The sequence below is a fragment of the uncultured Tateyamaria sp. genome, assembly GCF_947503415.1.
In the GTDB taxonomy this organism is placed as follows: Bacteria; Pseudomonadota; Alphaproteobacteria; order Rhodobacterales; family Rhodobacteraceae; genus Tateyamaria.
In genome coordinates, this window is record NZ_CANNDS010000005.1 from 1 (window position 1) to 22,922 (window position 22,922).

Sequence of the window (22,922 nt, forward strand, 5' to 3'; positions counted from 1 at the left end):
GGTTGTAGCTCAGTTGGTTAGAGTACCGGCCTGTCACGCCGGGGGTCGCGGGTTCGAGCCCCGTCAACCGCGCCACTTTCCCTTTATCCGCTAAATGGTTCCCGTTGGAACGAGGGGCCAGCCCCTCGCGCTCCCCGCGGTTTATTCGGCGAAATGAAGTTGGATCAGTAGGTATAGCCAAGCTGGGCTTCGAGGTCGGTGTCGATGCTGGCGCGGAGGTGGTCTTTGTCTGCCCCGGTCCAATCGTCGGGCAAGGCAGGGCGGTCCGGCACAGATGGTTTGAATTTTGAGCCGAGGCGTTTGATCACCGGGCGGTAGTCGGAGCGCGGTGGCGCTGTTCCAAGCATGGTTGTGAGGGATGATAGCGTCGCCTCTGGCTCGGCTTGCGCGTTCTCCATTCGGACAAAGATACACGTGCAGTCCCGGTCAAGAAGCGACAGCATGGCCCGTAACTTGGCCGTTCTGAGCGCGAACAGGTTGGCGAAACGATGCCCTGTCACCGGATGGCGGTCCTGCTGCAGCGGCGCGCCAATGCTGCCCTCGGGCACAAGCCCGTCGAAATAGCGGGGGCGGTCGATGATCGTGTCCCACGGTGCCCGGATGAAGCCCGAAAACGGCAAGGCTTGCATGGCCGGCGTCGTATGCCACGGTTTTGCGTACATGGACCGTGCCCATGTGTCAGCGCGGCGGACGGCGACGATGACGGCCATGTCACCGGGCACCGCCATCATATGTGGAAATCCATGCTTCCACCCCAGGTCTTCTGTCGGTGTCAGATCAGTATTCCGACCCAAAAGCCGTTTGACGAAATTTGTGCCCGATGACCGTTCGCCCAGCACCTGATAGCGCGTGATCGGGGTGTCGCCGGTGCGGACCACATGCAGGCCGGTCTGTGCGAAATCGGAGGGCAGGGGCATGTCAGGCCTTTGCGGCAAATTAACGATTCTCTTGGCAGTGACCTTGCGATACTGTGCGCAAAAATAAACTTCCGAGCAGGACCCTACCAGATGCAGACAGTGGCCGCCGTTACCATGGTGCGTGATGACGCGTTTTTTCTGAAGGCGTGGCTGCGCCACTACGGTGAGATGTTCGGGCGCGAGAATTGCTATGTGGTGAACCACGGGCGCGGGGCGGAGGTGGCCGACTTGGCTGCCGGGTGCAACATCATCGGCATCCCCGGCGATCCGCACAAGAATTTCGACATCAAACGCTGGGGGTTGCTGAACAACCTCGTGGGTGGTTTGCGCCGGTATTATCGCCACGTGATTGTTGGCGATGTTGATGAGTTGGTGGTGCGCGACCCGGATGCGGGCGGATCATTGCTGGAGTTTCTGGAGGTCGCGCCCGAAGGCCGCGTTGTGACGCCGTTGGGGCTGGAAGTGATCCACCGCATCGATGTCGAGACCGACGAGATCACGGATCACATCATCGGCCCGCGCCGTCATGTGCGTCCGGCACCACATTATTCAAAACCCTGCATCATCTCCGCCCCGGTCAAGATCGCGCGGGGTGGGCATTTTACCCAGGCGGACAAGCTGTTCACGCCGGATGATCTGTACCTTTTGCACCTTAAGTTCTGCGATTTCGGCGCCTATGTCGGCGTGATGGATCACCGAAACGCCGTCACGGATCAAGTAAATGCGTCTGTCAAGGATGCCTCCATCGGACGCCACTGGTTTGCCGAAGCGCGCGGAGAGGATCGCGCGGTGTTCGACGCGTTCGCCCATTTGGACATGGTCGATGACTTCGATATGCGTCCCTTGCGCCGCAAGATGCAGCGGACATTCAAGCCGCGCGGTGACACGGGCTATTTCCATTTCGACCGGCCGGAGTATAGCACTCAATACGTTCTGCCCGAGCGATTTGTCGGTGTGATCTGACGGGCGGGGCGCACGGATACGTGCGCCTTACGATTGCGACTGCAGAAACCGTGTGAGGGCCGTCGCCGTCTGAGTTGGGTGGGTGTCTGGAAAGAAGTGCCCTCCGGGCAAGCCTCCGGACTGCATGTCTGACAGCCGATCAGACCACGTCGCCGCCACGTCGTAGGCTTTGCCCATGGCTCCGTCCGCGCCGAAAAGCACGAGCGAAGGGCAATCGACCGTCCGTCCCAAGTCAGCTGCATCCAGCGCAAAGTCGACATCGATGGCGGCACGGTAGTCGTTGCACATGGTACGGATACAGTCGGGCTCACGCCAGGATGCCCTGTAGGCATCAAGCGCGGCCGTATCGAAATTGTCCACGTCGCCGCCCCAACCTGCCAGACAGCTTTCAAAGAAGGCGTCCGCATCGTGGCCGATCATGGTCTCCGGGACCGGGTTGGGTTGGGCCAGGAAAAACCAATGGTAGTAGGCTCTTGCAACCTGTTGTGAAAGTTCGTTGAGCAGCAGGTGCGTCGGTACGATGTCCATGAGCGTGAGGGACAGGACCGCCTGCGGGTGGTCAAGCGTCAAACGGTGGGCCGTGCGTCCGCCGCGGTCGTGACCCACAAGGTGAAACTGATCAAACCCCAGATGCTGCATCAACGCGTATTGGTCGGAAGCCATCGGACGAAAGCTCATATCTTCCATCCTCTGCGGCTTGGTACTTGCGCCGTACCCGCGCAAATCAGCCGTCACCACAGTGAAGTGCTGCGCCAACGTGGGTGCAATTGCGTGCCACATCGCACGGGTTTGTGGAAAGCCATGCAGCAGCAGGACGGGTGGGCCGTCGCCCGCCAAATCATAAGCGATGGTGATGCCATCGGGTGTTACGAACGTGCTCATGTCAGCGCGTCGAGGATACGCGCCCAACTGCGGATGCCTTTGTGAAAGCTCTCCATGTCGTACTTCTCGTTGGGTGAATGGATCTGGTCGTCGTCCTTGCCAAAACCAACAAGCATCGGGGTCGTGCCTAGGATGTCTTGAAAATGACCCGCGATGGGGATCGACCCGCCGCAGCCCACATAGGCCGCCGGGATACCCCATTCGGCGCTGAGTGCAGCGCGCGCTGCTTCGAACGCAGGGTCCGAGGTTTCGGTGACTGACGCTTGGCCTGCGCCATGACCCGAAAATTCGACCTTGCAGTCGGCGGGCAGGGCGGCCTGCACCATCTGCCGAAAGCTGTCGCGGATCTTGTGTGGGTCCTGATCGCCGACAAGGCGGAAGCTGACCTTGGCGCTGGCCTTGGACGGCAGCACCGTCTTGAACCCGTCGCCCGTGTAGCCGCCCCAGATGCCGTTTACGTCGCAGGTGGGGCGGGACCAGATCATCTCGATCGGGGTGCGGTCCTGCTCGCCCGCAGGCTCGGACAGGCCGACATCGCCCAGGAATTTCGCATGATCAAAGGCGAGGCCCTGCCACTGGCTGCGGATGTCGTCGGGCAGTTCGGGCACGCCGTCGTAGAAGCCGGGCACAGTCACAGCGCCCTCCTCATCGTGCAGGGACGCAAGCACACGGGTGAGAACGCGGATCGGGTTCATGGCGACGCCGCCATACATGCCCGAATGCAGGTCTTTGTCGGGCGCGGTGATGGTGATCTCCTCGCCCAGAAGACCGCGCAGCATGGTGACAATGGCAGGCACGCGGGATTCAAACAGGCCGGTGTCGCAGATCAGGGCGAGGTCGGATTTCAGCTCTTCCCCGTTCTCTTGCATGAACGGCACCAGCGACGGCGAGCCGCTTTCCTCTTCGCCTTCGAAGAAGAATGTGATGCGGCAGGGCAGGCTGCCATGTTCGGCTTTCCAAGCGCGGCAGGCTTCGACAAAGGTCATCAACTGGCCCTTGTCATCAGACGACCCGCGCCCTCGAATAACTTTGCCCGCAGGCGTATCCTCGACCTGAGGATCGAACGGGTCGCGGTCCCAAAGCTCCAGCGGATCAACGGGTTGCACGTCATAGTGCCCATAGAACAGCAGATGCGGGCCGTCGCCCTCGACGTGACCCACCACCATCGGGTGGCCCGGTGTCTCGCGCTTTTCCGCAGTTACCCCAAGGCTTTGCAGGTCCGCGACCAACCAATCAGCTGCCGTCTGACAATGCGCTGCAAAAGCAGGGTCCGTCGAAATGGATGGGATGCGCAACAACTCCAGCAACCGGTCCGTGGCCTGGGGCAAATCGGCATCAATGCGGGACAAAACGGCGTCGAGGGTCATGTGCGTTCCTTCATGAGAATGTTGCCGCAACACTACGGCGCGCCTGCGCCGTGTCCAGTGGTTGATCTGGGTCAAGGCGGGTTGGCACTGGGTGGGGAATACCGGACCTGCGACATGACGCGCGTTTGATTAGGATTGAAGCGCAAACCCGCAATCTATATTCGTTCTAAATATAGCAGATGCCCGTGCATCTTCGCCAAGACCAAAATGGAGCCTCGCGTGGACTACACCGCCAAATTGGACGCCGCCCTGCAACGCCTGCATGATGAGGGTCGCTATCGGACCTTCATCGATATCGAGCGTCAGAAGGGCCAGTTTCCTCACGCGGAATGGACCCGGCCTGACGGCTCCAAGTCGCCCATCACCGTGTGGTGCGGCAATGACTATCTGGGCATGGGGCAAAACCCGCTGGTTTTGCAGGCGATGCACGAAGCCATTGATGCCACGGGTGCTGGATCGGGCGGCACGCGCAATATTTCGGGCACAACAGTTTACCACAAACGGCTTGAAGCGGAACTGTCCGACCTTCACGGCAAGGAAGCGGCGCTGCTGTTCACAAGCGCCTATATAGCCAACGATGCCACTTTAAGTACGCTGCCCAAGCTCTTCCCCGGACTAATTATTTACTCCGATGCGCTGAACCACGCCTCGATGATCGAAGGTGTGCGTCGCAACGGCGGGGCCAAGCGTATCTTCCGCCACAACGATGTTGAGCATCTGCGTGAATTGTTGGCAGCGGACGATCCGGATGCGCCCAAGCTGATTGCCTTCGAATCGATCTATTCCATGGACGGCGATTTCGGCCCCATTGAAGCGATTTGCGATCTGGCGGATGAGTTTGGCGCGTTGACCTATATCGACGAGGTGCATGCCGTGGGCATGTATGGCCCGCGCGGGGCAGGTGTGGCCGAACGGGACGGCCTGATGCACCGCATCGACATCATCAACGGCACATTGGCCAAGGCGTATGGTGTGATGGGCGGCTATATCGCGGCTTCGGCCAAAATGTGCGATGCAATCCGATCCTACGCGCCTGGGTTTATCTTCACTACATCGTTGCCTCCTGCGGTGGCTGCCGGGGCCGCGGCTTCGGTTGCGTTTTTAAAAACGGCCGAAAACTTGCGTGCAGATCATCAGGCGCAGGCCAAGACGCTTAAGCTGCGCCTCAAGGGCATGGGCCTGCCGATCATCGACCATGGCAGCCATATCGTGCCGGTGATGGTGGGCAATCCGGTGCATACAAAAATGCTCAGCGACATGCTGTTGGAAGACCACGGCATTTATGTCCAGCCGATCAATTTCCCGACGGTACCGCGTGGCACCGAACGGCTGCGGTTCACGCCATCGCCGGTGCACGGCCCGAAAGAGATCGATGCACTGGTTCAGGCAATGGACACATTATGGTCCCATTGTGCGCTAAATCGCGCCGAGAACACCGGATAAGTCACTATTGTTCGCAAATGACGTTGCCATGTGGTAGCGTCTGTTAAACAACAGCGGTGGGACGAATCGAGTGGGATCGGTTCGTTAACACTTGGGACAACGGGGCAGCGGTATGATCGGGCGTAAATCCGGTACAACCAAAATTCAAGAAGACGTCGAACCAAAAGGCTTTGACGACTTCGAGTTGCGTCTCGGCGATATCATGCGTGGCGAACGGGCCACGATGGGCAAGTCCCTGCTGGACGTGCAGCGCGAGTTGCGCATCAAAGCAAGCTACATCGCAGCCATCGAAGCCTGCAACCCGGACGCGTTCGACACGCCGGGTTTTATCGCGGGCTACGTGCGGTCCTATGCACGCTACCTGAACATGGATCCTGACCGGGCGTTCAACACGTTCTGTCTGGAAAGCGGGTTCGCGGTTGCCCACGGCATGTCTGCCGAGGCATCAGTGGTCAAGAAGGCTGCGCGCGAGGATCGTCTGCAAAAGGCCCATGGCGCCGATATCTTTGCCGCCCCTGCGACGCCGTTTGTGCCCGCAGGCGAGGCCGTCTGGTCGCGCATCGAACCGCGAGCGGTTGGGTCGTCGCTGGTGCTGCTGGCCTTGATCGGCGGTATCGGGTTCGGCGGCTACTCCGTTCTGCAGGAAGTGCAGCGCGTGCAGGTGGCCCCCGTCGACCAAACTCCGGTTGTCTTGTCTGATCTTGATCCCCTGAGCGGTGCAAGCGTCGTCGAAACAGAGCAGGGCCCGTCGATTGAGACACCGCGTGCTGATGCACTCGACCGTCTATACCGCCCACAAGCGCTTGACGTGCCCGTGTTGGTGGCCCGTGATGCGCCCATTGCGACCCTCGATCCACGCGATGTTGGAACCTTTGCAGCGCCCGAACCGTCGGAAACGCTGCCCTCGATCGCCGGCGTCGCAGGCGGCATTGATCGCGCCCTTGCCGAAGCGATCAACCCAACCGTTCCTCAGGTCGTGGAAGAGGCGGCACCAGCCCTGACCATGGTCGCCGTACGCCCGTCGTGGGTACGTGTCCGCGCAGCAGACGGCACCGTCATCTATGAGGCCACAATGCAGGCCGGTGACACGTGGGAAGCGCCCCTGACAGAAGAGCCGCCAACCCTGCGTACGGGCGAAAGCGGTGCGATCTACTTCGCAATGAACGAAAAGTTCTATGGCCCCGTGGGCGACACAGGCGCCATCACCTCGAACCTGCCGCTGGAAATTGCCGGTTTGAAAGAGACATATCTGCCCGTCGATATCGCGACCGACGAAGGTCTGGTTCGCTATGCAGAGGCGCAGGCGACCCCATTGACGCAAGACACCGAATAGTCACCCGCGCCCCATTGCCGGGATCACCGCGACTGTCTATCTTTCCTGACAACTTCATATGCTGAACAGGGCTGCCCATGTCGCTGAACCATATCCGTCCGTGGCGTAACATCTATCGCCGGGAAAGCCGTCAGATCATGGTGGGCAACGTACCGGTTGGTGGGGACGCCCCGATCACTGTGCAGACCATGACGAACACTCTGACAACGGATGTGGCCGCGACCATTGCACAGGTCGAAGCCGCAACCGAGGCAGGCGCCGACATTGTCCGTATCTCCGTGCCGGACGAAGGATCATCCAAGGCGCTGAAAGAGATCGTCGCAGAAAGCCCCGTGCCAATCGTGGCGGACATCCACTTTCATTACAAACGCGGGATCGAAGCGGCAGAGGCGGGGGCCGCGTGCCTGCGCATCAATCCCGGCAATATCGGGTCGGAGGACCGGGTCAAGGAAGTCATCAAAGCCGCGCGTGACCACAATTGCTCGATCCGCATCGGTGTAAACGCGGGTTCGCTCGAAAAGCACCTGCTTGAGAAATATGGTGAGCCAACGCCGGATGCCATGGTGGAGTCCGGCCTCGACCACATCAAGATCCTGCAAGACAACGACTTTCACGAGTTCAAGATCAGCTGCAAAGCATCCGACGTGTTCATGGCCGCCGCCGCCTACCAAAAGCTGGCAGAAGCCACCGATGCTCCCATTCACCTCGGGATCACCGAAGCGGGCGGTCTGACGTCTGGCACTATCAAGTCGGCCATTGGTCTGGGAAATCTGCTGTGGATGGGCATTGGCGACACGATCCGCGTGTCCCTGTCTGCCGACCCGGTGGAAGAGGTGAAGGTCGGCTACGAAATCTTGAAATCACTGGGCCTGCGCCACCGGGGCGTCAACATTATCTCGTGCCCGTCATGCGCGCGTCAGGGCTTTGACGTGATCAAGACGGTCGAGGTGCTCGAAGACCGGCTCGCCCATATTAAGACCCCCATGAGCCTGTCGATTATCGGTTGCGTGGTGAATGGCCCGGGCGAGGCGCTGATGACCGATGTGGGCTTTACCGGCGGCGGGGCCGGGCACGGCATGGTGTATCTGGCAGGCAAGCAAAGCCACCGGATGGACAATGACCGCATGGTCGATCACATCGTCGAAGAGGTCGAAAAGAAGGCTGCGGAACTCGATGCCGCCAGCGCGGCCGAGGCGCAAGCAGCAGAGTAGGGCGCTCTATTTCAGCAGTGCCTCGATGTCAGCAAAGCTGGCCGTGTTGTCGGGGTAGGTGATCTGGCCCGTGGCCTGCACCCCGCGCATCATCGCCATCGCAGCACCATAGGCAGCGCGAGCCATGCCCGACCCCACGCTGACCCGCGCAACCCCCGCATTCGCAAGATTGGCAATGGTGAGGTCCGGGGACCTGGCCCCGATCAACACGCTGACAGGCGTATCGCCTGCGGCTTGCACCACGGCGGTCACATCCTCCAAACTGGTCAAGCCGGGGACAAAGACGACGTCGGCCCCGGCCTTGGCAAAAGCGCTTATACGCGCGCAGACCGCGTCGCGGGGCAGCGTTCCGGTCAACAACCCTTCGCTGCGGGCCGTCAGGACCAATCGACTGTCGCGTGTTGCGGCAACGGCGGCCTCGACCCGCTCTATCGCGAGGGCCGTGGGATAGGTAACGCCGTCTTTGCCCAGATCTTCCAAAGACGCCCCGGCCAGACCGGCCTCCGCCGCTCTGCACATCGCGGCTGCAGCCCCGTCGGGCGTATCCGCATCGCCATTTTCCAGATCGGCGCTGACGGGCACGCGGGTTGCGGCGTCAATTTCCGTGGCGGCCCCAAGCATTTCGTCGAGGGACAGCGCACCATCGGGCTTGCCACGGGCAAAAGCCGCCCCAGCACTGGTCGATGCCAACGCTTTGGCACCCATGTTCTGCAAAAGCACCGCGCTTCCCACATCCCACGGGTTCGGCATGATCAGAGGATCGCCGGGGACATGCAGGGCGCGGAATGGCATCAGCCCCGTTTTTCTTCGATCAACGCCTGCATCTCGTCATATGGCAGAAAGCCACGCAGCAACTCGTCCTGAAGCACGAAGGTCGGTGTTCCGGTGATCTGCAAGCGCTGCGCCAAGGCGCGGGTGCGGCGGATTTCGTCCGTCACTGACTCTGTGTCCATGTGCGCTTCGATCGCTTCGGCATCCAGACCAAAGGTCGTGGCCATGCGGCGCAGTGTCAGCATCGACACGTCGCCCGTCATCTCCATCAACGCATCATTTACGCCCTTGTAGGCATCGGGCCCGGCGATCTGCTTGGTGGCGACGGCAAAGCGCGAGGCCAGCACCGACTGTTCCCCGAGGATCGGGAATTCCTTGACGATCAGGCGGATATTTCCGTCCGATTCCAATAGTTTGGCCACTTCACCATGGGCGCGTTTGCAAAATCCGCAGCGATAATCGAGGAACTCGACCAACGTGATGTCGCCATCGGGATTGCCACCGACAAAGCTGAACCCGTCGTCAAAAATCTCGTCCGCGTTGTCGGACACCAGCGACAGGTCAGCTTGGGCTTGGGCCTGGGCCTGGCGCTGTTCCAGCACTTGCACGGCGTCCATGATGACCTGCGGGTTGTCCATCAGATACGACCGCACCTCCTCGCGGAAAATCTGGCGCTCTTCATCCGTCATCTGGCTTAGATCAAGGGCTTGTGCGGGCAGGGCGATGGTCAAGGCCAACGCGGCGGCTGTCAGGGGTCGGAAAAACATTCGCTATCTCCGTTTCTTGCGTTTTTCAGCGCGTTCAGAGGCAAGGAGCACATCCTGCGCGCGTTGCCAAGGGCCGGACCCTTGGGGCAACAGGCCGGTTGCACGTTTGGCATGAATACCTGCGTCTTCAAGACGGCCCCGCAGCGCATACCGCTCGGCGGTGATCAACGACGCCATGCCGCGCTGACCCGTTTTGGCATAGGCGACGCTCAGGTCGCGCAGCATGGAGCCGTCCCGGAAATCAATGCGCCGCGCGCGCTCAAGTGCGGGCAGGGCCGCATTCACATTGCCGCTGGCAAGCAGCGCGCGGCCATATCCGGACTGCAACAACCCGTCATTGGGGCGCAGTTGTACCGCACGGCCATGTGCATTGGCCGCCGCGCCGAATTGCCGGGTTTCCATCAGGATCTGCCCTTTGAGATCATACAGGAACGGGTCCTGCGGACGCAGCGCGATGGCTTGATCAATCGCCCGGATCGCGCGTTTGGTTTGCGAGTTTTTGTGGCGTGCCGCAGCTTCGCGCATGAATGCGATGTCCCTGTGCCCGCTTTCACCAAGCCTGTTCAGGGTCCAGCTGGGCTTGCGGGTAAACGCGGTCAGCTTGCCCTTGGCCCGGGCAAACCAATAATCCCATGCGGCTGCGTTAGCGGTATTGGTGGAACCATAAGCGGCGGCAAAGCCTTCGATGGAACGCAAGCGGTCACGGCTCAGCGGGTGGGACCGCACATAAGGGTCCTGACGGCTTTCGCTCAGCGCCTCCTGTCCGCGAAACAGTCGAAACACGTCCAGCATGCCTGTGATGTCGATACCTGAGCTGCGCAAGTAACGTGCCCCGGATTGGTCCGCGGCGCTTTCCTCGGCCCGTGTGTGTCGCAGGAACGCCCGTTCGGCGGCACTTTGTGATCCTACCCCGATGGCAAATGCACCTTCACCTCCGCCCGCGGCAGCCGCGATGATCGCAAGGGCCTGTCCCAGTGTTGCGGCGGTGCGGGCATTGCCTAGATTGGTGATCCGGCGCGTGATGTGGCCATTGGCGATATGTGCGGCTTCATGTGCGATGACGGCCTGCAGCATCGCGGCACGGTCCATGCGGCTGATCAGCCCCGAATGGATAAAGATGGCGTCATTCCCGATCACGAACGCATTCAAAGAGCTGTCGTTCACCACAAGAATCTTTGTGCGGGACGCACTCAACCCTGCCGCCTTGAGCACCGGGGCCGCCACCTGTGCCAGCGCATATTCCATGTCCGCATCGCGCAACAAGGACACCGCGCGGGCCGGCAGGGCAAGCGCAAGCGCTACGATCAGGATTGACGCCACCCGCGCCACGGTATGAAAGGTCATGGGCCGGATCATAGGAGACCCCATGCGAACCTCAAGACGCAGCGATGTCGATCCCTTCATTGTGATGGATGTGATGGAGGCCGCGCGCGCCGCCGAAGCCGCGGGGCGCCATATTATCCACATGGAGGTGGGCCAGCCCGGCACGGGCGCGCCACAGGCGGCGATCCGCGCATTGCGCGAGGCGATGGAGGAGGGACCGCTGGGATACACGGTCGCTCTGGGCCTGCCAGCCTTGCGGGCCCGCATCGCGCAGCTTTATGGCGCATGGTACGACATCGACCTGAACCCCGACCGTGTGATCGTCACCTCGGGCGCGTCGGGTGGATTCATCCTCGCCTTCAACGCGCTTTTTGACAGCGGCGACCGCGTGGGCATCGGCGCGCCGGGCTACCCCAGCTATCGCCAGATTCTGACCGGCCTGGGCCTCACGCCAGTGGATCTGCCCACGGCGGCGCGCCACCTCTACCAGCCCGTGCCCAGTGATGTCGCAAACATGGACCTGCAGGGCCTTTTGGTTGCCTCACCGGCCAACCCGACTGGCACTATGCTGGACCACGCTGCCATGTCCGAGCTGATCGGGGCCACTCACAGCACGGGTGCCAGTTTTATCAGTGACGAGATTTACCACGGGATCGAATACGAGGCCAAAGCCGTCAGCGCCCTGAATGTCAGCGACGACGTCTATGTGATCAACTCGTTCTCCAAGTACTTCTCGATGACCGGCTGGCGCATCGGCTGGATGGTCGTGCCCGAAGACCACGTGCGCGTCGTCGAACGGCTGGCCCAGAACATGTTCATCTGCCCGCCCCATGCCAGTCAGGTGGCGGCCCTGGCGGCCATGGATGCCACGGACGAGCTTGAGGCCAATCTCGATGTCTACCGCGCCAACCGCGCGCTGATGCTGGATGGGTTGCCCAAGGCCGGATTTGACAAGATCGCGCCGCCCGACGGTGCCTTCTACGTCTACGCTGATGTGTCCGAGATGACGGATGACAGCCGGGCGTTTGCGGCCGAGATTCTGGATAAGGCAGGCGTCGCGGTGACCCCGGGCCTCGATTTCGATCCGGTGCGGGGGCATCAGACCCTGCGCTTTTCCTATGCCCGCACGAGCCAAGACATCGCGGAAGGGCTGCGGAGGCTCAAGGATTTCATGGATCGGCGTTGAAGGGGATTCACGGCAGCGTTTGAACCCGGTATGCTGCGGGCAAAATACCAAAGGGCAGGTGATGATGCGGGCGGTTTTGGTCGCGATGATGATGTGGGCGTGCGCGGTGGCAACAGCCGCGCAGGACCTGTCGGGCCTGGCCCGCGTCGATGTCGCGCGCAGCGAAGTGACGGAAAGCTGGTTTGGGGGCACCACACTCACCCTTGCTCTCAGTCAGGGTGTCCCATACCGCGTATTCACGCTTGCCGATCCACCCCGCCTCGTCGTTGATTTCCGCGAGGTGGATTTCGCAGGCGTGTCACCCTCCGACTTGCTGCCTGAACTGGGCGGGATTGCGGCCCTGCGCTTCGGGGCGTTCAAACCGGGCTGGTCGCGCTTGGTGATGGACCTGTCGACGCCGATGCTGCCACAACAGATCGAGATGCCGGTCGACACCGCATCCGGTCAGGCGGTGCTGTCGATCACGCTGGACGCGGTAGAGGCTGACGCATTTGCTGCACAGGCGGGGCCTCCCGCTGATGCCGATTGGGGCGTGCAGGCGGCAGCCCCGCCCGCCGCGCCTCAGGACGATGGCTTTGTCGTGGTGATCGATCCGGGGCATGGCGGCATTGATCCCGGTGCCGTGCGCGACACCACGACCGAGAAAGAGCTGATGCTGGGCATCGGCCTTGCCCTGCGCGACGCGCTGCGACGTGCAGGCGGGGTCGAGGTTGTGCTGACGCGCGACACGGACAGCTTCGTGTCGCTGACGGGTCGGGTGGCACTGGCGCATCAGGTTGGGGCCGACGCGTTTGTGTCCCTGCATGCGGACGCGCTCAGCCAAGGGCAGGCGCGGGGTGCAACCGTCTACACGTTGTCGGAAGAGGCCAGCGATGCGGCGTCTGCGCAATTGGCGGCGCAGCACGACCGGGCCGACATTCTTGCAGGCGTGGACCTCAGCGGCACGGATGATCAGGTCGCATCGGTCCTGATGGACCTTGCCCGCACCGAAACCATGCCACGCACGGACACGTTGGCAACGGCGCTGATCGACAACATGGCGGTCGCTGGCGGCCCGATGAACAAACGACCCCGACGCGAAGCTGCGTTTTCCGTTCTCAAAAGCGCCGATATCCCGTCGGTTCTGGTCGAAGTGGGCTTTTTGTCGGACAAACGGGACCTTGCGAACCTGCGCGATCCGATCTGGCGCGCCGTCATGGTCGAGGCGCTGGCCGCAGGTATCCTGCAATGGCGCGATGATGATCTGGCGATGCGTCCGCTCATCCGGCAATAGGCTGTTCACATCGGCGGGATCGTGCTGTCGTTGCATTTTGACCCTGCCTGCGCGCTCGCGTATACCCGGACAAAAGCTACCGTTGATAACAGGTGCGAGCGGTCATGTTTCGGTTCATTCTTTCCTTCTTTGGCGGGATCTTCACCACTGTCACAATGGGTGCGGCCATGGTCGCGCTGTCCATCGGGGCGGTTTTCTGGATGTACGGGCGCGACTTGCCCAGCCACGAATCCCTCGCGCAGTATCAGCCCGCAACGATCAGCCGCATCTATTCCGGCGAAGGGCAGATCATTGACGAATTCGCACAGGAACGGCGTCTCTTTGCCCCTGCGGACACCATCCCCGACCTCGTGAAACAGGCTTTCATTTCTGCCGAGGACAAGAATTTCTACACCCACGAAGGCTATGACCTGCGCGGGATCGGGGCTGCGGCCTACGACGCTGTGCGCACCCGTGGCCGTGACGTGCGCGGGGCCTCGACCATCACGCAGCAGGTTATGAAGAACTTCCTTCTGTCCGGTGACCGCCAGGCTGAACGCAAGATCAAGGAAATCATCCTCGCCGCGCGGGTCGAAGAAGCACTGAGCAAGGAAAAAATCCTTGAACTGTACCTGAACGAGATTTTCCTCGGGCAAAACTCCTATGGCGTGGCGGCGGCAAGTCAGACCTATTTCAACAAGACGCTGAGCGATCTTGATCCGCACGAGGCGGCGTTTCTCGCCTCCTTGCCCAAGGCCCCGTCAGATTACCATCCGGTGCGCCGTGCGGATCGTTTGATGGCGCGCCGCAACTTCGTTCTTAAGGAGATGATGGAGAACGGGTATATTGACGACGCCACCTACGAGACGGAAGTGGCCATGCCGCTGCGGTCGGTCCAGAACGGCGACTTCGAAAGCTTCAAGGCCGAATTGCCGCCACGCGATTACTTCACCGACGAAATTCGCCGCCAGCTCAGCGAGGATTTCGGTGAGGGCGAATTCTTTACCGGCGGCTACACCGTCCGCGCCACGATCGACGCCGAAATGCAGCCCATCGCGGCCTACGCCATGCGCCGCCAGCTGGAAAGTTACGACCGGGGACAGGGTGTGTGGCGCGGCAGCGGCAAAAGCATCGAGGCTGAACAGCTGGAGACGTGGGAACAGGCGCTGAAAGGCGTGAAAGTCGCCCGCGATATCGATCTGAACGGCGTCTGGCGACCAGCCGTCGTTCTTGACGTCGAAGACCAGCAACTGCGCCTTGGCATCGAAGGGTGGACGGACGCAGAGCCTGCCGCCGTTGTGCCGCGTGACGACATCAAATGGATTCAGGGCAACTTCTTCGACAATTTCGAAGTTGGCGACGTGGTGCATGTCCGTGAAATGACCTCCGATGAGGACGGGTCGTTCATCCGCTGGACCCTGCGACAGGTGCCGCGCGTGCAGGGCGGCTTTGTCGCGATGGACGTCAACACAGGCCGCGTGATCGCCATGCAGGGCGGATTCAGCTACCAGCATTCGGTTTTCAACCGCGCCACGCAGGCCAAGCGCCAGCCCGGCTCGTCCTTCAAACCGTTTGTATATGCCGCAGCGCTCGACAGTGGGTACTCCCCCGCAACCATCGTTGTGGACGCCCCGATCGAGATCAACACACCGCAGGGTCTCTGGCGGCCCCGCAACTCGTCCAACAAGTTCTACGGGCCCACGCCTTTGCGGACAGGTATCGAACGGTCGCGGAACCTGATGACCATTCGTCTCGCCGAAGAGATCGGGATGAATGTCGTTGCCGACTATGCCGAACGGTTCGGTGTCTACGAAAGCATGGGGCCGTTTCTGGCCAACTCGCTCGGCTCCGAAGAGACGACGCTCTACCAGATGGTGTCGGCCTATGCGATGTTCGCCAATGGCGGTGAGCGCGTGCGACCGACGCTGATTGACCGTGTGCAGGACCGCTTTGGCCGCACGGTCTACAAGCATGACGAACGCAACTGCCGCGATTGCACGCAACTGGCAAGTCTCGATCCCGGCTTTGCACCGCGCGTGGTGTCCAACCGTGAACGGGTGATGGACCCGGTGACGGCGTACCAACTGACGTCGATGATGAAAGGCGTCGTGGATCGCGGCACCGCATCGCGCACCGTGAACCTGCCCGTGCCAATCGCGGGCAAGACCGGCACCACCAACGACGCCAAGGACGTGTGGTTCGTGGGTTTCTCCAGCGACATCGTGGCGGGCTGCTACATCGGCTATGACCAACCCCGCAGCCTGGGCAAAGGCGCATCGGGCGGCGGCATGTGTGGCCCCGTCTTCACCGAGTTCATGCGCGAAGCCATCGAGAAGTTCGGCGGCGGTGCCTTCAAGGTTCCCGAAGAGTGCATGTTCATCAAGATCGACCGTTTCTCCGGCGCACGGCTGAGCGACTCCGCCGCTGGCGACAACGTGGTCAGCGAATGCTTCCGCGACGGGTTCGAGCCCACATTCGGCATCACCTTCGACGGTGGTTTTGCCATGGGCGCTGACCTGCCTCTCTTCGAAGAAGTGGGCGGCGGGGGCCGTGAAGTGACCACCTCCACAGGTAAGAAAGCCGTGGTTGGTCCCAAGGCAAACTTCGGCACACTCAGCTCGGGCGGTCTGTACTGAGCGCAGCGCCTGAACTGATCTTGTCGCGCCGCAGCGCATGAGCTATCCCAAGGCTCTGCCAGGAGAGGTTGGACATGCGCGCCGAAATTCAGAACGTCGTCGAAGAGATTGAAAAGTCGGTGGCTTTGCTGGCCCAGCGGCTGGATGTCGACACGGCCCAGCACCGGCTGGAAGAGTTTAACGCGCGCGTCGAAGACCCCAACCTGTGGGACGATCCTGAGGCCGCACAAAAGCTGATGCGCGAGCGGCAGATGCTGGTTGACGCCATGGAAACCCATGACCGGATCAAGCAGGACCTCGCCGACAATATCGAGCTGATCGAACTGGGCGAGATGGAAGAGGACGCAGAGGTTGTCGCGGACGCCGAAGGGGCCATCAAGTCGCTCGCCGAAATGGCCGCCCAGAAAGAGCTGGAAGCGCTGCTCGACGGCGAAGCGGACGGCAACGACACGTTTCTTGAGATCAACTCAGGCGCAGGCGGAACGGAATCCTGCGACTGGGCCGCGATGCTTGCCCGCATGTATGTCCGCTGGGCGGAAAAGAAGGGCTACAAGGTCGAGTTACAATCCGAAAGCGCGGGCGAAGAGGCGGGGATCAAATCGGCCACCTACAAGATCAGCGGCCCCAATGCTTATGGCTGGCTCAAATCCGAAAGCGGCGTGCACCGGCTCGTGCGCATCAGCCCCTTCGACAGCGCCGCCAAGCGCCACACCAGCTTCACCTCCGTGGGCGTCTACCCGGTTGTGGACGACAATATCGAAATCGAAGTGAACCCTGCCGATATCCGCATCGACACCTACCGGTCCTCGGGTGCAGGCGGTCAGCACGTGAACACGACCGATTCCGCTGTGCGGATCACGCACGCGCCCACGGGCATCGTCGTGACAAGCTCGGAAAAGTCGCAACACCAGAACCGCGACATCGCGATGAAGGCCCTGAAAAGCCGTCTCTATCAGATGGAACTGGACCGCCGGAACGCAGCCGTGAACGAGATGCACGAGAACAAGGGCGACGCGGGCTGGGGCAACCAGATCCGGTCCTACGTCCTGCAACCCTACCAGATGGTCAAAGACCTGCGTACCAATTTCGAGACGTCCGATACCAAGGGCGTTTTGGACGGGGACCTTGATGGCCTCATGGCCGCTACGCTAGCCTTGGACGTGTCGGGCAAAAGCCGGGCAGAGGCGCAGGGCGACTAACCACGTCCCCGCAGGCCATCAATCGGGGGGAACACGTGGTATGATCGAACAAGGCGCACTCGCGCTGCGCGGCCAGATGGACGCAGGCGAGATATCGGCCCAAGCCCTGATGACCGAAACGCTCGCGCGGATCGCGGCGCACAATCCCGCCGTGAACGCCATCGTCTCCCTGCGCGACGCCGACGCCCTGATGGCCGACGCCAAGGCCGCCGACACCGGGCCAAAGGCGGGCTGGCTGCACGGTATCCCCATCGCCATCAAGGACCTCGCCAATGCCAAGGGGCTGCCCACATCCATGGGCTCCCCGATCTTTGCGGGGCAGGTGGCACCGTCTGACGACATCATGGTGGCACGGTTGCGCGCCGCCGGGGCCATCATCATCGGCAAGACGAACACGCCGGAATTCGGGCTCGGCTCGCACAGCATCAACCCGGTCTTCGGGGCCACGCGAAACCCCTATGACACGGGCCGCAGTGCGGGCGGGTCCTCTGGTGGGGCCGGTGTGGCGCTTGCGACGGGTATGCTCAGCATCGCGGATGGGTCCGACATGATGGGGTCGCTGCGCAATCCAGCGGGCTGGAACAATGTCTACGGCATGCGGCCAAGCTGGGGGTTGGTACCGTCCGAACCGCTTGGCGACAACTTTCTGCATCAGCTGGCCACCAACGGCCCCATGGCCCGCACGCCGTCTGATCTGGCGGCACTTCTGGACACGATGGCCGGGCCCGATCCACGCCAGCCACATGGGTACGAGGCCCCGCCGACCTTGCCGCAAATCAGTGGCGGCGCGGACGGCCTGCGTCTGGGCTGGCTGGGCGATTGGGGCGGCGCATACAAGATGGAGCAGGGGGTGCTGACGCTTTGCCAAGAGGCGTTGACGCAAATGGAAACGATGGGCGTGAAGATCGACGCCTTGGGCGCACCGTTCAGCCGCGACGCTATCTGGGACGCGTGGATCACCTTGCGCAGTTGGGCGGTCGCCGGGGGCCTCGGCGCGCTTCATGCTGATCCGGCCACGCGCGACCAGCTCAAGTACACCGCCATCTGGGAAATTGAACGGGGCCTTGGCCTGTCCGCGATGCACGTGCACCGCGCCAGCGTGATCCGATCGGACTGGTTCAAGGCCGCCGCGACGCTCTTTGAACGTTACGACGTGCTGGCGCTGCCCTCGGCGCAAATGTGGCCGTTTGATGTGACTATCGACTGGCCGCGCGATCTGGCAGGCACGGCCATGGACACCTATCACCGCTGGATGGAAGTGGTTGTCCCGGCAAGCCTGCTGGGGCTGCCCGCTGTCTGCGTGCCCGCAGGGTTCGGCGGCCCGCACGACATGCCCATGGGGGTTCAGCTGATCGGACGGCGCGGCAGTGATGCGTTGTTGCTGCGCATGGCCCAAGCGTGGCACAGTATGACCGACTGGCCAACGCGCCGCCCACCGGAGCCCGTGTCGTGACCAACACCGATCCGTATCCCGGCCTGCCTGCAGGCGTGCCACCGTTTCACGCGCCGCCCGACGGTTTCATCCGCCGCGCGCTTGGCGCAGGGTGGGCTGATTTTCGGGCCGCGCCCGGGTTTGGTATCCTGACGGGGCTGGCCGCAATCATCGCCGGGTGGGGGCTGCTGGGCCTCACGCTTTGGGCCGGGCACACGTTCTGGCTGATCCTTGCGGTCTTCGGCTTTCCCCTTGTGGCCCCGCTTTGTGCGCTTGGCACCTACGAAGTGTCGCGGCGACTTGGCATGGGGCAAAGTGCGGGCGTGGGGGATGTGATGACCCGATTGCGGGAAGAGCGTGGCCGACAACTGCCATGGCTGTCGATGCTGATGGTTGTGGCGCTGCTGTTCTGGTTCTTTCTGGGCCACATGATCTTTGCCCTGTTTCTGGGCCTCAAACCGATGGTCAACGTGACCACGTCACTGGACGTGTTTCTCAGCTCGGACGGTATGATGATGATGGCGCTTGGCACCGTGGTTGGCGGCATCTTTGCGTTCATCTTCTTTGCGATGTGCGTGCTGGGGCTGCCGTTGCTGCTCGCGCGCGAGGTCGACTATATGACGGCCATTCTGACCAGCTTTGGTCACGTGCAGGCGCATATCGTCCCGATGCTGACATGGGCTGCGGTCATCGTTGTGCTGATGTTTCTGGCGATGCTGCCGGGGCTTCTGGGGCTGTTGATCGTGCTGCCGTGGCTCGGGCATGCATCATGGCATATCTACGCTCAAATGGCGGCGGGCGCGCGTTAAAGCGGTGTTTCCCGCCCCATCCTGACCAACGCATCGCGCAAGGCCTGGGCCTCCGGGTGCGCGGTCTCCATGGCGAACACATGTGCCTGGGTCAAGTAGAACGCGCGCTCATCTTCGGTTGCGACACCATCCGCAGCCTCACGGTAAAGGGCGACCAAAGCGGCCCGGTCGCCGTGGGCATAGGCATCCCGCACACGCCGCTCCAGATCGTTCACTCGGCAGCCTCTGCCTGCGCGCGGTGGGTCGTCATCCGCTCGGCCACCCAATCGTGGAACAGGTGCGTCGGCCCATCCATGGCCGGCGAGAAGCGGCCCCCATCGAACATCGGTGTCTGCCGCCCGCGCTGCATGCCTTCCACCACAAAGATATCCTCGCTGAACACCTGCTTCCACTGCTCGGTGTTGCGCGCGCGCAGGGCAGGGTCCGTGTCGGGCTGCGCATAAAAGAGGTGGATCTTCTCAACGGTCTGACCGGGGGCTTGCGGCACCAGAATGATGGCAAAGGCATGGTCGCGGTGCACACCCAGCAGAACGTTGGGATAGGCGGTGATATACTCCGCCGCCGTGTCCCACATATCGCTCAACCCGTCGAAATCCGGAAACGTATGGCCGTCCTCGCCTTTCAACTGGCGATAGACCAGCGTGCCTTGGCCTGAATAACTGCCGGGCGCTTCGATGTGATAGTGATCCTCCAGCCGCGAATAGGTGTTCAGGTCCGGATGCACCCACGGCAGGTGATAGCTCTCGCAGTAATTCTCAACCGCCAGCTTCCAGTTGCAGTTCACGGTCAGCTCGAACTGACTGTCAGCACCGCCGTGATACAGCGGCGTGTCAAACTCCGCCCAACGGGCCAGCAAATCGGCATTGGCATCTTCAAATGCGGGGGCGTTCCCCGACAGGTTGACCCAGACCACACCCATCCAGATGTGACTGCGCACCTCGATCAGGCCAAGCAGGTCCTTGTCGATGCCATCCACCGTGTTCTTGCCGGGGCCACCCACATGCGGCGTGGACACCAACCGCCCCTCGGTGGAATAGCACCAGCTGTGATAGGGACAGCGAATGGCCCCTTCGATCTTGCGCGGCGCATCGACGAGGATCATGCCGCGATGGCGACAGATGTTGTGAAAGACGCGGACCGCGCCCGCCTTGTCGCGGATCAGAAGCAGCGGCATGCCAAGAAACGTCAGCGGAACGGCATCACCAGGCGCGGGCACATCGGCAGCTGCGGCAAGCCCGGACCACCCGGACATGAGCAACGCGGCACGCTCCTCTTCGAACACAGATGGATCGACATAATGCGCGTTTGGCAGACCATGGGCCGAGGCCACAGGCCGACGGACCGCGTCCAGGTTGGTGTCATGCATGTCTGTCCCCTCACCGGCAGTTTCAGACCAAGATTAGCCTGCGCACCGGTGCGGGGGGCGTGGATTTTCGACAGGTTTTTGCCGTCTCCGACACGAAGGAGGGTAGTGTCAGCCGCGACGCCGCTGATCTGCCACGGGCACCGGAATGGGGCGGGCGCTGGGGTTCAGACGGAAGGGAATGATCTCGGCTGAGTCGCTGACATCGACACGGGCACGCTGCGGCTTGCGCGTCTGCTCCAGATGACCGGTCAGGGACCGGCCAAAGCTTTGCGCCAAGCGCGACACACGATTGACCTTGCGCACGTTGCGTTCGGCAAAGACGTCGAATTCGACCATATCGCCGACGTCAAAAAACGCGTCGGGTAAAACCTTGCACTCGGCACGTGACAAAAACGCAAGATCTCCGTGATCTTCGCACCAGATCACCGCTTTTTCAGCGGCTGGATCGCTCCAAAGGATGACACCAATCATTTCTCTACCCAGAGTTGGACGCCCTTTATCAAACTCAATTCTGGACATTTGTGACATGGTTAAGTCGGCAACGTGCGCTTGCAATTTGTGTCCGTAACAGTATCGTGAGGTTGCAATTCTGCGTCAGTCCTGATGCGGAATGGCGTCAAATTCGCCCGCTTGTGTTGTTGAGTGGCGTCGCATTAACGATTTGCCTCAAAGCCCAAGCACGAACAAAGAGACGAGAATGCCCGAAATGCGCAGATCACCCGCGGAATTGCGCAGCATGTTTGGTGCCAACTTGCGCATACTCGCCCAAGCGTATCCGTCGATCTCGGAACTCTCGCGTCAACTTGGCATCAACCGAACGCAATTCAACCGATACCTGTCCGGGGAAAGCTTCCCGCGGCCTGACGTTCTGTCGCGTATCTGCGACTTCTTTGACGTGGATGCGCGGGTGCTTCTTGAACCGGTGCAGAACATAACGGCAGGCTCCGACCCGCTGACCAGCCCGTTCCTCAAGGATTTTCTTGGCGCCGGCGTCAGAACGGTCGATGAACGCATGTTCCCCACCGGGTTTTACAAGTTCGCGCGGCGTAGCTTTCTGGATACGGATCGGTTCGTGACCGGCCTCGTGCGCGTCTTCCGCCTTGATGGATCAACCGTTGTGCGCGGGTACGAGACCCGAGAGGCACTGAGCGTTCAGGGCATGTCCGTCACACGCAAAGCCCGCGAATTCCGTGGGCTTATTCTGCGGCAGGAGGATGGGGTCAGCGCGCTGATCTCACGGCAAGGTTCGCACACCGCGTCCTTCAACTATCTCAGCCGCGTGACATCCTTCGAAAACAACATCTGGGTCGGCTACGTCGCCCGAACCATTCAGGAATCCATCGGAAACGACCGCGTCGTGCGGATGATCTATGAACATCTGGGCACGGGGTTCGGCCCTGCAAAGGCGGCGGCCAAAGCGGCCGGGTATTGCTCCGCCGACGAATTGACGCCGTTTCACCGCCGTTTGTTGAAGGTTGACGAACCCTTCGCCTAGTCGCCGCGGGGCAGGGCGGCCACGCCCGTGCGCGCCACCTCCGCCAATCCCAAAGGGCGCATGAGGTCCGCAAAAGCGTCGATCTTGTCCGGCGCGCCGGTGATCTCGAACACAAAGCTCTCCAATGTGCTGTCGACCACGTTGGCACGGAAGATATCGGCCAGACGCAGCGCCTCGACCCGCTTGTCGCCTTGGCCCGTCACCTTGAACATCGCCAACTCGCGCTCGACCGACGGCCCTTCAACCGTCAGGTCATGCACTTCATGCACGGACACGATCCGACCCAGTTGGGCCTTGATCTGTTCAATGACCTGCGGTGTGCCAAGCGTCACGATCGTGATGCGGGACAGGTGGCCGGTATGATCCACTTCGGCCACAGTCAGGCTTTCGATGTTATAACCGCGACCCGAAAACAGGCCGATGACGCGGGCCAGCACGCCGGGTTCGTTTTCGACCAGAACGGCCAGCGTATGGCGCTCTTCCACATCCGAGAAGGTGGGGCGCAAGTTATAAGCGGAATGGCTGGTGGCGCCTTTTTTGATTTTGAGTGCTGACATGTTCCATTTCTCC

General features: G+C 61.6%; 21 protein-coding genes. 11 read left to right on the forward strand and 10 right to left on the reverse strand.

Annotation, left to right across the window (positions count from 1 at the left end):
• Positions 1–164: 164 nt before the first annotated feature.
• Positions 165–917: a hypothetical protein gene (locus tag Q1A32_RS20935; RefSeq protein WP_299657677.1), complete on the reverse strand. Its 753-nt coding sequence runs from the start codon at positions 915–917 to the stop codon at positions 165–167.
• A gap of 90 nt (positions 918–1,007) precedes the next feature.
• On the opposite strand from Q1A32_RS20935, the gene Q1A32_RS20940 reads away from it, so the two are divergent.
• Positions 1,008–1,880, forward strand: a complete 873-nt coding sequence (locus Q1A32_RS20940) for a glycosyltransferase family 2 protein (RefSeq protein ID WP_299657679.1) — start codon at positions 1,008–1,010, stop codon at positions 1,878–1,880.
• Between the two features lie 27 nt (positions 1,881–1,907).
• Here the strand turns inward: Q1A32_RS20940 and Q1A32_RS20945 are convergent, their stop codons facing one another.
• Positions 1,908–2,762: an alpha/beta fold hydrolase gene (locus Q1A32_RS20945; protein ID WP_299657681.1), complete on the reverse strand. Its 855-nt coding sequence runs from the start codon at positions 2,760–2,762 to the stop codon at positions 1,908–1,910.
• On the reverse strand, positions 2,759–4,129 hold the full coding sequence (locus Q1A32_RS20950) for a M20/M25/M40 family metallo-hydrolase (RefSeq protein WP_299657683.1): 1,371 nt from the start codon (positions 4,127–4,129) through the stop codon (positions 2,759–2,761). Before Q1A32_RS20950 ends, Q1A32_RS20945 begins: the two co-directional genes overlap by 4 nt.
• 207 nt (positions 4,130–4,336) lie before the next feature.
• Here Q1A32_RS20950 and hemA point away from each other — a divergent pair, with 207 nt between their 5' ends.
• The 3 genes from hemA to ispG all read left to right on the forward strand — a co-directional run bounded on the left by hemA (position 4,337) and on the right by ispG (position 8,116).
• The gene (hemA, locus tag Q1A32_RS20955) at positions 4,337–5,572 is read left to right on the forward strand and encodes a 5-aminolevulinate synthase (protein WP_299657685.1); all 1,236 of its coding nucleotides are present in this window, start codon (positions 4,337–4,339) and stop codon (positions 5,570–5,572) included.
• 112 nt (positions 5,573–5,684) lie between these two features.
• A complete protein-coding gene (locus Q1A32_RS20960) occupies positions 5,685–6,905 on the forward strand; it encodes a helix-turn-helix domain-containing protein (RefSeq protein WP_299657687.1) in 1,221 nt (406 codons plus the stop codon).
• A 77-nt stretch (positions 6,906–6,982) separates the two neighbouring features.
• Complete coding sequence (ispG, locus tag Q1A32_RS20965) at positions 6,983–8,116, forward strand: flavodoxin-dependent (E)-4-hydroxy-3-methylbut-2-enyl-diphosphate synthase (RefSeq protein WP_299657688.1); 1,134 nt, start codon at positions 6,983–6,985, stop codon at positions 8,114–8,116.
• Between the two features lie 6 nt (positions 8,117–8,122).
• Here the strand turns inward: ispG and Q1A32_RS20970 are convergent, their stop codons facing one another.
• From Q1A32_RS20970 to Q1A32_RS20980, 3 genes are read right to left on the reverse strand one after another with little or no spacing between them, the layout of a single operon-like run.
• Positions 8,123–8,908 (reverse strand): oxaloacetate decarboxylase, encoded by a 786-nt coding sequence (locus Q1A32_RS20970; RefSeq protein WP_299657690.1) that lies wholly within the window; start codon positions 8,906–8,908, stop codon positions 8,123–8,125.
• On the reverse strand, positions 8,908–9,654 hold the full coding sequence (locus tag Q1A32_RS20975) for a DsbA family protein (RefSeq protein WP_299657692.1): 747 nt from the start codon (positions 9,652–9,654) through the stop codon (positions 8,908–8,910). The genes Q1A32_RS20970 and Q1A32_RS20975 overlap by 1 nt, the downstream gene beginning before the upstream one ends.
• A 3-nt stretch (positions 9,655–9,657) precedes the next feature.
• A complete protein-coding gene (locus Q1A32_RS20980; RefSeq protein ID WP_299657694.1) occupies positions 9,658–10,998 on the reverse strand; it encodes a M48 family metalloprotease in 1,341 nt (446 codons plus the stop codon).
• 22 nt (positions 10,999–11,020) lie between these two features.
• Here Q1A32_RS20980 and Q1A32_RS20985 point away from each other — a divergent pair, with 22 nt between their 5' ends.
• From Q1A32_RS20985 to Q1A32_RS21010, 6 genes are all read left to right on the forward strand, one after another.
• Positions 11,021–12,163, forward strand: coding sequence for a pyridoxal phosphate-dependent aminotransferase (locus Q1A32_RS20985; protein ID WP_299657695.1), 1,143 nt, complete (start codon positions 11,021–11,023; stop codon positions 12,161–12,163).
• 61 nt (positions 12,164–12,224) lie between these two features.
• Complete coding sequence (locus tag Q1A32_RS20990) at positions 12,225–13,436, forward strand: N-acetylmuramoyl-L-alanine amidase (protein WP_366141253.1); 1,212 nt, start codon at positions 12,225–12,227, stop codon at positions 13,434–13,436.
• Between the two features lie 104 nt (positions 13,437–13,540).
• The gene (locus Q1A32_RS20995) at positions 13,541–16,051 is read left to right on the forward strand and encodes a penicillin-binding protein 1A (RefSeq protein WP_299657697.1); all 2,511 of its coding nucleotides are present in this window, start codon (positions 13,541–13,543) and stop codon (positions 16,049–16,051) included.
• Positions 16,052–16,125: 74 nt separating this feature from the next.
• Positions 16,126–17,250, forward strand: a complete 1,125-nt coding sequence (gene prfB / locus Q1A32_RS21000) for a peptide chain release factor 2 (protein ID WP_299657699.1) — start codon at positions 16,126–16,128, stop codon at positions 17,248–17,250.
• 40 nt (positions 17,251–17,290) lie between these two features.
• Positions 17,291–18,703: an amidase gene (locus Q1A32_RS21005; protein WP_299657701.1), complete on the forward strand. Its 1,413-nt coding sequence runs from the start codon at positions 17,291–17,293 to the stop codon at positions 18,701–18,703.
• On the forward strand, positions 18,700–19,491 hold the full coding sequence (locus tag Q1A32_RS21010; protein WP_299657703.1) for a DUF2189 domain-containing protein: 792 nt from the start codon (positions 18,700–18,702) through the stop codon (positions 19,489–19,491). Before Q1A32_RS21005 ends, Q1A32_RS21010 begins: the two co-directional genes overlap by 4 nt.
• Here the strand turns inward: Q1A32_RS21010 and Q1A32_RS21015 are convergent.
• The 3 genes from Q1A32_RS21015 to Q1A32_RS21025 all read right to left on the reverse strand — a co-directional run bounded on the left by Q1A32_RS21015 (position 19,488) and on the right by Q1A32_RS21025 (position 21,328).
• Positions 19,488–19,706 carry a hypothetical protein gene (locus tag Q1A32_RS21015; RefSeq protein ID WP_299657705.1) on the reverse strand — a complete coding sequence of 73 codons (219 nt, stop codon included), beginning with the start codon at positions 19,704–19,706 and terminating at the stop codon, positions 19,488–19,490. The two genes, Q1A32_RS21010 and Q1A32_RS21015, sit on opposite strands and share 4 nt — an antisense overlap.
• Positions 19,703–20,857, reverse strand: coding sequence for an aromatic ring-hydroxylating dioxygenase subunit alpha (locus Q1A32_RS21020; RefSeq protein WP_299657707.1), 1,155 nt, complete (start codon positions 20,855–20,857; stop codon positions 19,703–19,705). Before Q1A32_RS21020 ends, Q1A32_RS21015 begins: the two co-directional genes overlap by 4 nt.
• Positions 20,858–20,965: 108 nt before the next feature.
• Positions 20,966–21,328 carry a hypothetical protein gene (locus Q1A32_RS21025; RefSeq protein ID WP_299657709.1) on the reverse strand — a complete coding sequence of 121 codons (363 nt, stop codon included), beginning with the start codon at positions 21,326–21,328 and terminating at the stop codon, positions 20,966–20,968.
• A gap of 226 nt (positions 21,329–21,554) precedes the next feature.
• On the opposite strand from Q1A32_RS21025, the gene Q1A32_RS21030 reads away from it, so the two are divergent.
• Complete coding sequence (locus tag Q1A32_RS21030) at positions 21,555–22,352, forward strand: helix-turn-helix domain-containing protein (RefSeq protein WP_299614355.1); 798 nt, start codon at positions 21,555–21,557, stop codon at positions 22,350–22,352.
• Here the strand turns inward: Q1A32_RS21030 and ilvN are convergent.
• Positions 22,349–22,909 (reverse strand): acetolactate synthase small subunit, encoded by a 561-nt coding sequence (gene ilvN / locus Q1A32_RS21035; protein ID WP_299614356.1) that lies wholly within the window; start codon positions 22,907–22,909, stop codon positions 22,349–22,351. The two genes, Q1A32_RS21030 and ilvN, sit on opposite strands and share 4 nt — an antisense overlap.
• Positions 22,910–22,922: the final 13 nt, after the last annotated feature.

Coding starts and splice junctions, on each gene's coding strand:
- Q1A32_RS20935 (WP_299657677.1), bottom strand. CDS start 917: ATGCCCCTGCCCTCCGATTTCGCACAGACCGGCCTGCATGTGGTCCGC.
- Q1A32_RS20940 (WP_299657679.1), top strand. CDS start 1,008: ATGCAGACAGTGGCCGCCGTTACCATGGTGCGTGATGACGCGTTTTTT.
- Q1A32_RS20945 (WP_299657681.1), bottom strand. CDS start 2,762: ATGAGCACGTTCGTAACACCCGATGGCATCACCATCGCTTATGATTTG.
- Q1A32_RS20950 (WP_299657683.1), bottom strand. CDS start 4,129: ATGACCCTCGACGCCGTTTTGTCCCGCATTGATGCCGATTTGCCCCAG.
- hemA (WP_299657685.1), top strand. CDS start 4,337: ATGGAGCCTCGCGTGGACTACACCGCCAAATTGGACGCCGCCCTGCAA.
- Q1A32_RS20960 (WP_299657687.1), top strand. CDS start 5,685: ATGATCGGGCGTAAATCCGGTACAACCAAAATTCAAGAAGACGTCGAA.
- ispG (WP_299657688.1), top strand. CDS start 6,983: ATGTCGCTGAACCATATCCGTCCGTGGCGTAACATCTATCGCCGGGAA.
- Q1A32_RS20970 (WP_299657690.1), bottom strand. CDS start 8,908: ATGCCATTCCGCGCCCTGCATGTCCCCGGCGATCCTCTGATCATGCCG.
- Q1A32_RS20975 (WP_299657692.1), bottom strand. CDS start 9,654: ATGTTTTTCCGACCCCTGACAGCCGCCGCGTTGGCCTTGACCATCGCC.
- Q1A32_RS20980 (WP_299657694.1), bottom strand. CDS start 10,998: ATGACCTTTCATACCGTGGCGCGGGTGGCGTCAATCCTGATCGTAGCG.
- Q1A32_RS20985 (WP_299657695.1), top strand. CDS start 11,021: ATGCGAACCTCAAGACGCAGCGATGTCGATCCCTTCATTGTGATGGAT.
- Q1A32_RS20990 (WP_366141253.1), top strand. CDS start 12,225: ATGATGCGGGCGGTTTTGGTCGCGATGATGATGTGGGCGTGCGCGGTG.
- Q1A32_RS20995 (WP_299657697.1), top strand. CDS start 13,541: ATGTTTCGGTTCATTCTTTCCTTCTTTGGCGGGATCTTCACCACTGTC.
- prfB (WP_299657699.1), top strand. CDS start 16,126: ATGCGCGCCGAAATTCAGAACGTCGTCGAAGAGATTGAAAAGTCGGTG.
- Q1A32_RS21005 (WP_299657701.1), top strand. CDS start 17,291: ATGATCGAACAAGGCGCACTCGCGCTGCGCGGCCAGATGGACGCAGGC.
- Q1A32_RS21020 (WP_299657707.1), bottom strand. CDS start 20,857: ATGCATGACACCAACCTGGACGCGGTCCGTCGGCCTGTGGCCTCGGCC.
- Q1A32_RS21025 (WP_299657709.1), bottom strand. CDS start 21,328: ATGATTGGTGTCATCCTTTGGAGCGATCCAGCCGCTGAAAAAGCGGTG.
- Q1A32_RS21030 (WP_299614355.1), top strand. CDS start 21,555: ATGCCCGAAATGCGCAGATCACCCGCGGAATTGCGCAGCATGTTTGGT.
- ilvN (WP_299614356.1), bottom strand. CDS start 22,909: ATGTCAGCACTCAAAATCAAAAAAGGCGCCACCAGCCATTCCGCTTAT.